The sequence below is a fragment of the Ruegeria sp. H6 genome, assembly GCF_056532975.1.
Genome location: NZ_JBQFOA010000001.1, coordinates 219,538 through 233,345, shown reverse-complemented (window position 1 = coordinate 233,345; position 13,808 = coordinate 219,538). Strand labels below are relative to the sequence as shown.

Annotated in this window: 8 protein-coding genes; 3 read left to right on the top strand and 5 right to left on the bottom strand. The window is 58.6% G+C overall.

The features are described from left to right. Positions 1-35: 35 nt before the first annotated feature. Positions 36-4,079: a translocation/assembly module TamB domain-containing protein gene (locus tag ACR0AG_RS01125; protein WP_480835536.1), complete on the top strand. Its 4,044-nt coding sequence runs from the start codon at positions 36-38 to the stop codon at positions 4,077-4,079. Between the two features lie 88 nt (positions 4,080-4,167). Here the strand turns inward: ACR0AG_RS01125 and ACR0AG_RS01120 are convergent, their stop codons facing one another. The 4 genes from ACR0AG_RS01120 to ACR0AG_RS01105 all read right to left on the bottom strand — a co-directional run bounded on the left by ACR0AG_RS01120 (position 4,168) and on the right by ACR0AG_RS01105 (position 11,145). Continuing rightward, positions 4,168-5,157 carry a porin gene (locus ACR0AG_RS01120; protein WP_480835534.1) on the bottom strand — a complete coding sequence of 330 codons (990 nt, stop codon included), beginning with the start codon at positions 5,155-5,157 and terminating at the stop codon, positions 4,168-4,170. A 520-nt stretch (positions 5,158-5,677) separates the two neighbouring features. Beyond that, complete coding sequence (gene fdhF, locus ACR0AG_RS01115) at positions 5,678-8,461, bottom strand: formate dehydrogenase subunit alpha (protein ID WP_480835532.1); 2,784 nt, start codon at positions 8,459-8,461, stop codon at positions 5,678-5,680. 14 nt (positions 8,462-8,475) lie between these two features. Beyond that, entirely contained in the window at positions 8,476-10,179 is a 1,704-nt protein-coding gene (locus ACR0AG_RS01110; RefSeq protein ID WP_480835531.1) for an NAD(P)H-dependent oxidoreductase subunit E, read from the bottom strand. Positions 10,180-10,266: 87 nt separating this feature from the next. After that, entirely contained in the window at positions 10,267-11,145 is an 879-nt protein-coding gene (locus tag ACR0AG_RS01105; protein WP_480835530.1) for a LysR family transcriptional regulator, read from the bottom strand. Positions 11,146-11,326: 181 nt separating this feature from the next. Here ACR0AG_RS01105 and ACR0AG_RS01100 point away from each other — a divergent pair, with 181 nt between their 5' ends. Continuing rightward, entirely contained in the window at positions 11,327-11,881 is a 555-nt protein-coding gene (locus ACR0AG_RS01100) for a chloramphenicol phosphotransferase CPT family protein (RefSeq protein WP_480835528.1), read from the top strand. A 74-nt stretch (positions 11,882-11,955) separates the two neighbouring features. Here the strand turns inward: ACR0AG_RS01100 and ychF are convergent, their stop codons facing one another. Then, positions 11,956-13,053: a redox-regulated ATPase YchF gene (gene ychF / locus ACR0AG_RS01095; RefSeq protein ID WP_480835526.1), complete on the bottom strand. Its 1,098-nt coding sequence runs from the start codon at positions 13,051-13,053 to the stop codon at positions 11,956-11,958. A gap of 199 nt (positions 13,054-13,252) precedes the next feature. Here ychF and ACR0AG_RS01090 point away from each other — a divergent pair, with 199 nt between their 5' ends. Further along, positions 13,253-13,738, top strand: coding sequence for an acyloxyacyl hydrolase (locus ACR0AG_RS01090; protein ID WP_480835524.1), 486 nt, complete (start codon positions 13,253-13,255; stop codon positions 13,736-13,738). Positions 13,739-13,808 lie beyond the last annotated feature (70 nt).

Genomic DNA, 13,808 nt, shown 5'->3' with positions numbered 1-13,808 from the left:
TCGCATATCCCCTGCTTTTCTCCTGCGCGGCACTGGTGAACCCCGCCCCGCTTGCGGCACAGGATGACGGCGGCGGCAGTATGATCGAGCGGTTTTTGCAGGACACCCTGTCCGGCGACGACCAGAACGTGCGCGTGATAGGCCTGGATGGCGCGCTAAGCTCGCGCGCAACGATCCAAGAGATCACGGTCGCAGATGACGAAGGCGTCTGGCTGACCATCAAAAACGCCGAGCTGGACTGGAACCGTCTGGCCCTGTTGCGGGGACGGTTTTCGGTCAACGCCTTGACCGCGCAAGAGATTGATATCGCCCGTGCGCCCGGCACCACGACCAAGGACACGCCGCCGCCTGCGGCGGAAACCCAACCGTTTCAGCTGCCTGAACTGCCGGTCTCCATTGAAATCGGCGAGATGCGAATCGATGATCTGTCGCTGGGCGAACCACTGATCGGCGTGGCTGCGGACCTGCAAGTGAACGGCAACCTCTCGCTGGCGGACGGCGCGTTGGACACAACGCTGGATATCGACCGGGTCGACCGACAAGGCGACACGATCGATCTGATCGCCGGGTTCGACAACAGCAGCCGCGAAATCAACCTGGACCTGACAGTGGCCGAAGCCTCGGGCGGGTTGATCGGCACGGCGCTGGGTATCCCCGACACGCCTCCCATTGCCTTGACGGCCAAGGGGACGGGGCCGCTGACGGATTTCACCGCCGACATCACGCTGAGCAGCGACAACACACAACGCCTTGCAGGCCAGGTCCGGCTACGCTCGGCCCAACCGGATGGCAGTGCCAACACCGATGGTATCGCCTTTACAGCAGACCTTAGCGGGGATCTGACGCCTTTCCTTGCCGACGAGATGGATGCCTTTTTCGGCACCGATACGAAGCTGTTTGTGGACGGGCGCACCCATTCGGATGGCGCGCTGGATATCGATACGGCCGAGATCACCTCGCAAGCTTTGAAATTGGAAACCCAGCTAAAGCTGGCCTCGGGCGGCAGTTTGCAACTGGTTGCCGTGCAAGGGCGGATCACGCCGCCCGATGGGGATCGCGTGGTGCTGCCGGTTAGCGGGGGTGACACTTCGATCGGTGCGGCGCAACTGTCGCTGCTGTTCGACACGACAAATGGCAACCACTGGGACCTGAGTCTGACGGCAAACGAGGTCGAGGCCGCACAGATCGATATGTCCCGCGCTCAGATCACCGGACAAGGCACGCTGGATCAAACCAGCGGGCTGGCACTGGATGGGGATCTGCAAGCCGTTCTGGACGGGATCGACATGTCTGATCCGGCGCTGAACACCGCTGTCGGGGATCGCATCACTTTGGACGGGCAGTTCGGATACGGCAGCGACCAGTCCCTGAACCTGAGCGGTTTTGAGATCGCGGGAAGCGACTATACCCTGGAGGCTGACGCGCTGATCAGCGGGCTTGCCAGCGGGCTGTCGGTTGAAGGCTCGGCCAGCCTGCAAGCGCAGGACCTGTCGCGGTTTTCCGATCTGGCACAACTGGACCTTGGCGGCCGCGCGCAGATCAGCATTGAGGGCAACGGGTCACCTCTGGAAGGGAGCTTTGACGGGAAAGTCACCGTCATAGGCCGCGATCTTTCGACCGGTCGGGACGATATCGATCCTGTGATCGCGGGGGAAACGGATATCACGCTCGACGCGAAACGCGGGTCGGACGGGATCACAATCCGCGATTTCACCATTTCTTCTCAGGCGCTGGATGCGCAGGCCAGTGGTGATGTAACGACCCCGAACGGCAATCTGACCATCGACGGCCAAGCCAGCGTAAATGCCAACGACCTGTCGATCTTTTCCGGGCTGGCACAGCAGGATCTCAGCGGATCGCTGCAGGCGGAACTGGATGGCAAGGGCAGTCTTGGGTCCCTTGAATTCGACGGCACCGCCTCGGTCATCGCCAACGATGTTCAAACCGGGATGGAGCAATTCGACCCGCTGCTAATAGGGCGTACAACGATTGATCTGGACGGCGCGCGGACCAGCGACCAGATCGTGATCCGCAGCGCGACAATCAATGGAATTGCCCTCAGCACGCAGGTCGCGGCCACGATCAACGACCCGACAGGGGATCTGTCGGTGGATGGCAAAGCGCAGCTGAACGTTCCGGACCTGTCGCTGTTTTCAGCCCTCGCCCAGCGTGATCTGGCCGGATCCGTGCGGACCGAGGTCGAAGGAAGCGCTGATCAGGCCACGCGGCACTTTGACGTACAGGGCAACCTGATCGCCAACAATATCGCCACCGGCATCGACCAACTGGACGCCCTGATCCAGGGGCGCACAACACTGAATGTGGATGCCGTCAACGATGATGAGGGGCTTGATATCCAGACGTTCACTCTGAACGGAACGGCGCTGACAGCCAATGCATCCGGCAAGCTGGACCGCTCTGCCGGGGGCCTGGATTTCTCGGCGGGGCTGGACAATCTGGGCCGCATTTCACCGGCCCTGTCTGGCCCGCTCAACCTGACCGGCAACGTGGCCCCGACCGGATCGGGGCTAGAGGGCAACCTGCGCCTGCAAGGCCCCCAAAGCTCTTACGCCAACCTTGAAGGATCAGTCACAACTGATGGCGCAGCCAATCTGGATTTCGAAGCACAGCTGAATGAGGTTGAACGTTTCGCGCCCGAGTTTCCGGGAACCATTTCCGCCAGTGGCAAGGCCAGCCGAGATGCCGGGCTATGGACCATTGACGCAACCGCCAAAGGCCCTGCGGATATCAACTCGACAGTGGCCGGAACATTTGACGAAAGCAGCGGCAATGCAGACCTGACCATGAAAGGTGGCGTCAACCTGGGTATCGCCAACCGGTTCATGAAACCCAACAGCATCGATGGCACCGCGCAATTTGACCTTGCCCTGCAGGGGGCGCCCTCGATGGAGGCGCTGAGCGGCACGATCTCGACCTCTGGCACGGCGATGGCAATTCCGGCAATCAGCCAGACGATCACCGGCATCGGCGGAACCATAACGTTATCCCAAAGCCGCGCAACGGTCGCGATGCAGGGCGGTGTCCGCGCGGGCGGAGGGTTCACCGTCAACGGCCCCGTGACTCTGACACCGCCGTTCAACGCGCAGATCACGACATCGATCAACAATCTGGTCCTGACCGACCAGCTTTTGTATGACACCACGCTGAACGGCCAGATCGTCTTCAACGGTGCACTGGCCGGCAACAGCTCCCTCGCGGGTCAGATCAATTTCGGTGAAACCAATATCAACCTCGCCGCTGCAACCGGTGCGGTGGGTGCAGCCCCGATCCCGACGATCGAACATGTCAACGAAAGCAGTGCCAGCTATGTCACCCGCGAACGGGCGCAGCTGGTCGAAAGCGAAGAGACGACCAAAAGCGATTCCCGCATTTCGCTGGATATCGGATTGCTCGCCCCGCGGGCCGTGTTCGTCCGGGGGCGCGGCGTGAACGCCGAACTCGGCGGCCGCATCCAGATCGGCGGTACTACAGCCGCAGTCGTGCCTTCGGGCCAGATTGAATTGATCCGCGGTCACATCGACATTCTTGGCCGCAGGCTGGCCCTGACCAAAGGCATTGTCAGCCTGCAAGGCGACCTCACGCCCTATATCGAGTTCGAATCCTCAAGCACCACGTCGGACGGCACAGCCACCATCGAAATCGCCGGACCGCTGGATTCACCTACTGTCGACGTGTTCTCGGACCCCGAGCGCCCCACGGAAGAGGCGCTTGCCATGTTGCTGTTCGGCAACCGCTTTTCCGAGCTCTCGCCCTTTGTGATCGCGCAAATGGCGGCCTCGTTGGCGCAGCTCAGCGGCGCAGGGGGTGACGCAACCAAGGGGGTGCGCGAGGCGACCGGGCTTGACACAATCGACCTTGGCGCCACCGAAAGCGGGGCTGGGCGTCTGGGGGCTGGCGCGTATCTGAGTGACAATCTGTACACCGATTTCACGGTGAACACCGAAGGCGATACCGAGGTGAACCTGAACCTGGACGTCACCGACACTTTCACTGTGCGCGGTACCGTCGATGGACGGGGTGAAACCGGGATTGGTGTCTTCTTCGAGAAAGACTACTGACCCAGCACAGTTGTCTTGACGTCGGCTCCCAACAAAAAAAAAGGCAGGCACAAAAGCCTGCCTTTTCCTTTTTCTTGTTCTGACCGGATCAGAAGTCGAACTTTGCACCAAAATCTGCGCGCAGAGTGCTGTCACCGTCGCCAACTTTTTCGTTGCCGATGCCGCCGCGCAGCGATGCACCGCCGCCCAGATCGTAAATGGCGCCGATACCGTATTGCTGGGTGTCACCGTCACCTGAACCGTCACCATAGGCAGCGGTCAGCGTCAGCGCCGAACCCACATTGTAAGCAGCCGACAGACCATAAGCGGTACCGTTCTCTGCATCGTCGTTCACGTCATCATCTGCCACAAACAGCGTCGCGTTCAGATCGCCGAAATCTGCGCCCAGGGTCAACACGGTCAGGCTCTCGGTGCCAGCAGACGCATCGGTTTCACCATATGCAACAGCTGCGGTGATGTTGTTGTACACATAGCTTGCGCTGACGTCCCAACGGTCTGCGTCAAAGGCATCGCCGTTTTCAGCAAATGTGCGCTGGTCATATGACGCGCCAAACGCGAAATCGCCAACGGCATACTGGAAAAATACCGCGTTATCACCCGAACCGGTGGAGTCGAATTCCAGGAAGGAATAGTCAACACCCGAATACTGACCGATGAATTCTTCCAGGCCGGGCTCGTTGCCGAAATAGTTGGGCAGGTTGTCGAAGGAACCCGACACGTTGCCTGCATCAACACGCAGACCACCGTAGATAACCGAGAAGCGCGCGCCGCTCAGACCCGCGGTTCCGGCCTCACCATTGCCCGAGTCTTCGTCGGCCTGCAAACGCACGCGCGCCTCGAAGCGCACACCATTGTCCGTTTCCGTATTGCCGTCGATGTTCAGACGAAAGCGCGAGATCAGAATGGTGGAATCCGTGTCGATACCGGATGTGGTGGCGCCGTCGACCGTGCTGACCGTACCGGTACGGTCTTCCTGATAGCCGATACCAAAACGGGCAAATCCGCTAAAGTTAATTTCGGCAGCAGCAACACCCGCGGTCGCAATCAGAGCGGTAGATGCGAAGAGAATGTGTTTCATGGGGATTTCCATTGAATGTGTGAGAGAGTGAGCTTTCAAGAGTGGCTCGTCGCTTAATCCGCAAAAAATCAGCCGATCACAATTGGCTCAAAACGTTTCTTTCCGACATGGCTTGTGGCCAGCAAGCACTCTGCCCATTCTGCACAGCAACGACAGCGTTTCTGCACCTGCAAAAGGAGTTATTGACTTGGTTATATTTGAACGTAAATTATTGATTATAAAAACTTAAATATCAAACATACAGCGAATGACGCCTACACCAATAGATCTCTTCAAAGCTTTCAGCAAAGAACACTGTCAGCGGCTTGGGGGCTTTTTGGGTCACACTTTTGGTTCTCAAATATTTGTGTAGGCCTCGGATTATTGAAAACACAAAAATCCTACCAATACCCCACCCAAAGCCGTCTGAAATTCGGAGAACTCTACTTCAGGTTGTATGGAAATCTCCACCCCGGGGGGTGACACAAAAAAGGGGCGGCTATTCGCACAGCCACCCCAATACATTCTCTGCAAATGCGATTTACTCCGCCGCGATGGCATCCTCGATCTTTTCGACACGAATGGCCGAGAATTTGAACTCGGGGATTTTGCCATAGGGATCGATGGCCGAGTTGGTCAGGATATTCGCCGCCGCTTCGACATAAGCGAACGGGATAAAGACCATATCTTCGGCAATCGCCCGGTCGGCGCGCACCATGATTTCGATCGAGCCGCGACGGGTGGTCAGACGGATCATCTCGCCCGGTTCGATCCCCATCAGCTTGAGCGTGCGCGGGTTCATCGAACAGTTCGCCTCGGGCTCAACCGCATCCAGCACGTTGGATCGGCGGGTCATCGACCCGGTGTGCCAATGCTCCAACTGGCGACCCGTTGTGGCAATCATCGGGTATTCGTCATCCGGGGCTTCATCCGGCGGGATGACGCTGGCAGGCGTGAACTTGGCCTTGCCGTCCGCACGCGGGAAGCCATCGCCAAACACGATGGACTGGCCGGGATCGGTCTCGCTGAGCGACGGATAGGTGATCGTCTCGTTTTCAAGCCGCTCCCAGGTGATGTTGTCCAACGATTCCATGGTCAGCTTCATCTCGGCAAAGACCTGGGACACGTCCGTGTAGTCCCAGTTCAATCCGATACGCTGCGCCAGATCGACGGTAATCGCCCAATCCTCACGCGCTTCACCCGGAGGGGCAACGGCAGGACGCACCCGCTGCACCTGACGGTTGGTGTTCGACACGGTGCCGTTCTTTTCATAGAGCGCCGAGGCGGGCAGGATGATGTCGGCATAGTTCGCCGTCTCGGTCAGGAAGATATCCTGCACGATCATCAGATCCAGCTTGGCCAGTGCTTCACGCGCGTGGTTCACATCGGGATCGGACATGGCCGGGTTTTCACCCAGAATATACATCCCCTTGATATTACGCGCATAGATCTGGTCGATGATCTCGGTAACGGTCAGCCCCTTCTCGTTCGAGAAATCGTCAGACCCCCAGACATCCGTAAACTGTGCCCGGATAGTGTCATCCGTGACCGTCTTGTAATCCGGCAGGAACATCGGGATCAGGCCTGCGTCGGACGCGCCCTGCACGTTGTTCTGACCGCGCAGCGGGTGCAGACCCGCACCGGGTTTGCCGACATTGCCGGTCATCAAAGCCAGTGAAATCAGGCAACGCGAATTATCCGTGCCGTGGATATGCTGGCTGACGCCCATGCCCCAGAAGATCAGACCGGCCTTGGCCTGCGCAAAGGTGCGTGCGACACGGCGCAGCTGATCCGGTTCGATGCCACAGATCGGGGCCATCGCCTCGGGCGTGAACTGGCGCAGGTGTTCTTTTTCGGCCTCCCAGTTCTCGGTCCAGCGGTGGATGTACTGGCTGTCATAGAGCTCTTCCTCGACGATCACATTCATGATCGCGTTGAGCATCGACACGTCAGCACCCGGACGGAATTGCAGCATTTCATCGGCAAACTTGCGCATGCCAACGCCGCGCGGGTCCATCACGATCAGCTTACCGCCACGTTTGGTGAACTGCTTGAAATAGGTCGCAGCGACGGGGTGGTTTTCAATCGGGTTGGCCCCGATGATGATCGCCACGTCCGCGTCCTTGATGTCGTTGAAGGCCGCCGTCACCGCGCCTGAGCCAACGTTTTCGATCAGCGCCGCCACGGACGACGCGTGGCACAGGCGGGTGCAGTGGTCAACATTGTTGTGGCGGAAGCCCTGACGGATGAACTTCTGGAACAGATAGGCTTCTTCGTTGGTGCATTTGGCCGAACCAAAGCCTGCAACGCTGCGCGGGTCTTCGTCGCGCAGGGATTTCAGTTTGGTGGCGGCCAGATCCATCGCCTCTTCCCACGTCGCTTCGCGGAAATGGGTCGACAGATCGCTCGGGTCGACATTCAGACCCTTGGCAGGTGCATCCTCGCGCCGGATCAGCGGCTTGGTCAGGCGGTGTGGGTGGTGGATGTAGTCGAACCCGAACCGGCCCTTTACACACAGGCGGCCTTCGTTTGCGGGACCATTGATGCCCTCGACATATTTGACCTTGCCGTCCTTGACCTTCAGCGAGACCTTACAGCCCACGCCGCAGAACGGGCAGACGCTTTCGGTTTCGCTATCGTAGTCCTTGCTGTCGCCTTTCTGCTGGTCGTCCAGCACGGTGGCGGGCATCAAGGCACCGGTCGGGCAGGCCTGAACGCATTCGCCACAGGCAACACAGGTCGAAGCGCCCATCGGGTCGTTCTGATCGAACACCACTTGCGCCGTGTGGCCGCGACCGGCCATGCCGATCACGTCGTTCACCTGCACGTCACGGCAGGCCCGGACGCAGAGGTTGCAGTTGATGCAGGCATCCAGATTGACGCGCATCGCAACGTGGCTGTCATCCAGCAGCGGGATTTTCTCGGCCTCTTTGGCCGGGAAGCGACTGTCGCTGACATCGTTCAGCTTGGCCATATCCCAGAAATGGCTGGATGTGTCGTGTGCTTCTTCGGGCTGATCAGCCACCAGCAATTCCATGACCATCGCACGCGATTTTTCGGCCCGGTCACTGTCGGTTTTCACCACCATCCCATCCGCTGCAGGACGGATGCACGAGGCGACCAGAGTACGCTCACCTTCCACCTCAACCATACAGGCGCGGCAATTGCCGTCGGGTTTGTAGCCCGGTTGCGGCTTGTGACACAGGTGCGGAATGGTGAACCCCTGACCCTTGGCGGCTTCCCAAATGGTCCAGCCCTCGGGCACGGTGACATCTTCGCCGTTCAGGTTGAAGGTGACGGTCTTGGTTGGGCTTGCGTCTAGCATGGCTCTGTCTCCCTTCAGATTTCGTCAGCGAAATGTTTCATGACAAGGCGGATCGGGTTCGGGGCCGCCTGCCCCAGACCGCAGATCGAGGCATCGCCCATGACCTGACACAGATCTTCCAGCAGATCCTGATCCCATTTGTCGGCCTGCATCAGCTTGACCGCCTTTTCACAGCCGGCACGGCAGGGGGTACACTGACCGCAGCTTTCATCCTCAAAAAAACGCAGCATATTCAACGCCGCATCGCGGGCGGTGTCCTGATCGGACAGAACCACCACCGCGGCAGAACCAATAAAGGTGCCGTGCGGTTGCAGCGTGTCGAAATCCAGCGGGATGTCATCCATCGATGCGGGCAACAGGCCCGAGGACGGACCGCCCGGCTGGTACGCCTTGAAGGTCTGCCCTTCAACCATGCCACCGGCAGCCTCAATCACATCCAAGATGGTCGAGCCCGCAGGCAGCAGATAAACGCCCGGCTTCGCAACGCGACCCGAGACCGAATAGCTGCGCAGGCCCTTGCGTCCGTTCTTTTCAGTACTGTTGAGGCATTCCGGCCCCTCACGGCACACTTTGGTCACCCAATAGAGCGTCTCAACATTGTGCACCAAGGTCGGGCGATTAAAGACCCCAACCTGTGCCACGAACGGAGGACGGTGGCGCGGCAGGCCCTTCTTGCCCTCGATCGACTCGATCATCGCGGATTCTTCACCGCAGATGTAGGCACCAGCACCCCGGCGCAGATCGATATAACCCCGCTCAACAATCCCGGTGTCTTCCAGCGCGGCAATCTCGCGACGCAGGATTTCCAGCACGGCGGGGTATTCGTCGCGCATGTAGATAAAGCAGGTTTCGGCCTCGACCGCCCAGGCGGCGATCAGCATGCCTTCGAGGAAGACATGCGGCGTGCGTTCCAGATAGTAGCGGTCTTTGAACGTGCCCGGTTCGCCCTCATCCCCGTTAACGGCCAGATATCGCGGGCCTTCGTTCATGCGCACAAAGCCCCATTTCTTGCCCGACGGGAAGCCGGCGCCACCCAAACCGCGCAGGCCCGAGGACAGGACGTCCTCCTGCACCTTCTCCCAGTCACCGCCCTCGCGCAGTTCTTTCAGCTTGGCATAGCCGCCATTGGCCTCATAAGCGGCAAAGGATTCGTAATCCGGCAGATGCGCATGGGTGTCATCGGCGGCAATTGCAGCCTGCACCTTTTCCGGGGTCGCATGGTCGATATGGTTGTGGCCGATCTCAAGCACCGGAGCGGTATCGCAGCGCCCCATGCAAGGGGCGCGGACAACACGAACCTCGGACGCATCCAGACCGTCCTCCAGCGCTTTTTGCAACTGCTGGGCACCGGCCATTTCGCAAGACAGGGAATCGCAGACACGGATCGTCAGCGCAGGCGGAGGCGTTTCATCTTCTTTCACCACATCGAAATGCGCGTAGAAGGTCGCGGTCTCGTAAATCTCGGCCTGACCAATTCGCATCTCAACCGCCAGCGCGGCGATGTGATCGGCGCTGATATGGCCGTGTGCGTCCTGAATGAGATGCAGGAATTCGATCAACAGGTCGCGGCGGCGCGGGCGGTCGCCCAGCAGGCGATGAATCTCAGCCTGCGCCTCATCCGTGAATTGACGGCCTTTGGGCGTGTGCCGCCCTTTGCCTTTACCTGACTTCCAGACGCCCTTGGGTGCGCCTGATGGCTTGGTATCTAATGGTGCCATGATGCCCTCCGGTTGAGGTTCGTTTCTCATCAGAGCAGCATATCGTCAAATCGCATATCGCAATGACACGATAACGACAGATTATCACTATAAAGACGTCACAACGGCACGTAAGGCCTCAACCGTGGGCAACTCCGGCGCACGCGTCAGGGTTGCCAGGCAAATCGGCTTGCTGACCTCGGGATCAATCAGAGGCAGCGCACGGGTCCCTTTCAACTCGCCCAGCGCACGGACCAGCACCCGAGGCACTACGGTGGCCGCCAACCCCTCACGCGCCATCACCATCGATGCGGTGAAGCCGCTGGTTTCGGCCACCACATCCGGGTGCAGGCCTTGCTCGGCAAAAATACGCTCCAGAATGCGGCGATTCTGCATCTGCGGTTCAAGCAGGCTCAGCGGGAACTCCGCGACACGTGACCAGGGGATCGGGCCGGTCTCGGTCGTCATGTGTGTCGGCACCAACAGGACATAGGTTTCCTCGTACAAGGGCTGCACCTGCCGCAGATCCGTTCCGATACTGTCACCATAGGTGATGCCTGCGTCCAGGCTGCCCTCGTCCAGCCGGTGCTGGATCGCGGTTGCCGACATGGTTTCGATCCGGGTGACAATGCGAGGATGGGCGGCCCGCAGATGTTTGATCAACCGCCCGGTAAACGCAATCGCTGTGGGGATCACGCCGAGGATCAGAGTCCCGGTGATCTCACCCTTGGCAGCGAGCACCTGCTGCTCCAGTGCCTTGGTGTCATCCAGAATACGCCGCGCCCGCTGCACGATCATTTCGCCTTCTTCGGTCAGCCCCTGAAACCGGTTGGCCCGCCGAACGATGGAGACACCCAGCCGATCCTCAAGATTCCGGATACGCATCGAGAAGGCGGGTTGCGATATCCCACATTCCTCCGCCGCCTTGGCAAAGTGGCGATGCCGCGCCAAGGCGCTGAGCAGTTGCAGGTCACGGATCTCGATCATTGATGTGTTCTATCAGACAGAAAACCGAAATCCATGGTAAACGGCTTATTCGTTTGGATACTCCACACTGGAATTGGCTTGCGAAAAACCATTGGCTCGAGATGTGCCGAATTTGTTGCTGTTTTCTACACCCGTGGTTCGCATACAAGTTAACTCACCAAGCATTACTTTGGAGGCTACGGTGAAAGGAAAGATTATTATTTTACACGGCCCTTCAAGCAGTGGGAAATCCACGACAGCTGGTGCGATCCAAGCTTTGGCTGAACTTCCATTCTGGCATCTCTCAATCGATCACTTGCGCGATAGCGGTGTGCTGCCGACCGAACGACTTCGGTGCAAAGACTTCTTTTGGTCGGATTTACGTAAGCCATTCTTTGATGGTTTTCACGCCTCGCTGGCTGCATATGCCAACGCAGGCAACAGTCTAATTGTCGAACATATTCTGGACGAACCAGAATGGGTTACCGAGTTGAAATCCTACTTAGCACCATTCGATGTTTTCTTTGTCGGAATTCATTGCGGCTTGACTGAACTGCGACGCCGCGAACGAGAGCGGGGTAACCGTCGTATTGGCAGTGCGGAACAGGATTTCCATAACATCCACACAGGCCGCGTCTATGACCTTGAAATAGACGGCCAAGAAAACGCAAATCAAAACGCCAAAATCATCTTGGATCGATGGCGTTCAGGCTTGAGGCAGTCAGAGTTTTCTAAAACGCCTAGGGCGACGCCCTAAACGAGCTCAACCCGGTTCTTCAACACAAACGAAGTGATCTGGATCTGGCACAAAACCACTGATCGTGTCGCCACCTAGTTGTTAAACAAAAAGTGCATCACGTCGCCGTCCTTGACGATGTAGCCTTTGCCCTCGGCCCTCATCTTACCCGCCTCTTTCGCGCCCTGTTCGCCATTGGCGGCGATGTAGTCGTCATAGGCGATGGTTTCGGCACGGATGAAGCCTTTTTCGAAATCGCCGTGGATCACGCCGGCGGCCTGCGGGGCGGCGGTGCCGGTGCGGATGGTCCAGGCGCGGGCCTCTTTCGGGCCGACGGTGAAATAGGTCTCCAGCTTCAGCAGGTCGTAACCAGCGCGGATCAGGCGGTCGAGGCCGGGTTCTTCCAGCCCCATTTCCTCAAGGAACATCTGGGCTTCGTCATCTTCCAGCAGGCTGATCTCTTCTTCGATCTTGGCGCTGATGATGACGTGGGAATTGCCCTGCGCCGCGGCCATTTCAGCCACGCGAGCGGAGTATTCATTGCCCTCGGCGGCCTCTTCCTCGGAGACGTTGCACACATAGAGCACCGGTTTGGTGGTCAGCAGTTGCAGCATCTTCCACGCCTTGGAGTCTTCGGCTGAAACCTCGACCAGACGCGCGGGTTTGCCGTTTTCCAGCATCTCTTGCGCCTCGGCCAGCAGACGGTCTTGTTGCTGGGCTTCTTTGTCGTTGCCTTTCAGTTTGCGCACCAGATTGGCACGGCGCTTTTCGATGCTTTCCAGATCGGCCAGCATCAGCTCAGTCTCGATCGTGTCGGCATCGGCCACGGGATCGACCCGCCCGTCCACATGGGTCACGTCGCCATCCTCAAAGCAGCGCAGCACATGAGCGATGGCGTCGGTTTCGCGGATATTGGCCAGAAACTGATTGCCCAGCCCCTCGCCTTTCGAGGCGCCTTTGACCAGGCCGGCGATGTCCACAAATGTCATCCGCGTCGGGATGATCTGTTTCGACGCTGCAATAGCCGCCAGCTTGTCCAGCCGATCATCCGGAACGGCCACATCCCCCACATTGGGCTCAATGGTGCAAAAGGGGAAGTTCGCCGCCTGGGCGGCCGCTGTCTTGGTCAGAGCATTGAATAGGGTCGACTTGCCCACATTCGGCAGACCCACGATTCCCATTTTAAAGCCCATTGCGGCCTCCTGCATAGAATTCGGCCTGCTTCTATGCAGGTCGACCGCGATGCGCAAGCCATAGGCCGGTCCCGTAAAGACGAGTCCTATCTGCAACATCACGAAATCGGCACCAGATGTGTTCTTGCATGCATTGAAACGCCAACCGTACATTCCTGAATAAAAGATCAGTGAACAACCGAAAGACAGTGAAAGTACGATGAAACTCTTTTCGATTTTGGCTTTCGCGCTCGCCGCTGGGACAACAGCGCAGGCGCAATCAATAGTTTTGGGCGCTGGATACGCGGATTTTTCCAACAGCGCGTCCGAGGATCAGGCCATATTCTCGCTGGAATATCAGCACCGTCCCTTCCACGAAGCGACGCGCTTTAGTGCCACTTGGGGCGGCGCCCTGACCGTGGACACGGATGGAGACACCCATATCGGCGCGGGCCTGATTGGCATCTACACCTTTGCGGACCGGTGGTTTGTCGAAGGCAGCGTCATGCCCGGCTATTATTCGGAATCCAACGAGTTGAACGATCTGGGCGGCAATTTTCAGATCCGCAGCCTTCTTGGCGTCGGATACACGTTGAACAACGGAAACAAGGTTTCGCTTGCGGTTACGCACAAATCGAACGCCAGTACGCAAGAGGAAAACCCGGGCGTCAACGCGCTCTTTCTCCGCTACCACCACGCGTTCTGAGCGATTGCCGATCACGCGGGATTGATTTTCGGCAAAAGTTTCTGCACATCAGGTCGAAACCTGACTGCAA

Excerpts from the sequence above, each read along its gene's own strand:
- ACR0AG_RS01120 (WP_480835534.1), bottom strand. The coding sequence starts at position 5,157 with ATGAAACACATTCTCTTCGCATCTACCGCTCTGATTGCGACCGCGGGT.
- fdhF (WP_480835532.1), bottom strand. The coding sequence starts at position 8,461 with ATGCTAGACGCAAGCCCAACCAAGACCGTCACCTTCAACCTGAACGGC.
- ACR0AG_RS01110 (WP_480835531.1), bottom strand. The coding sequence starts at position 10,179 with ATGGCACCATTAGATACCAAGCCATCAGGCGCACCCAAGGGCGTCTGG.
- ACR0AG_RS01105 (WP_480835530.1), bottom strand. The coding sequence starts at position 11,145 with ATGATCGAGATCCGTGACCTGCAACTGCTCAGCGCCTTGGCGCGGCAT.
- ychF (WP_480835526.1), bottom strand. The coding sequence starts at position 13,053 with ATGGGCTTTAAAATGGGAATCGTGGGTCTGCCGAATGTGGGCAAGTCG.
- ACR0AG_RS01090 (WP_480835524.1), top strand. The coding sequence starts at position 13,253 with ATGAAACTCTTTTCGATTTTGGCTTTCGCGCTCGCCGCTGGGACAACA.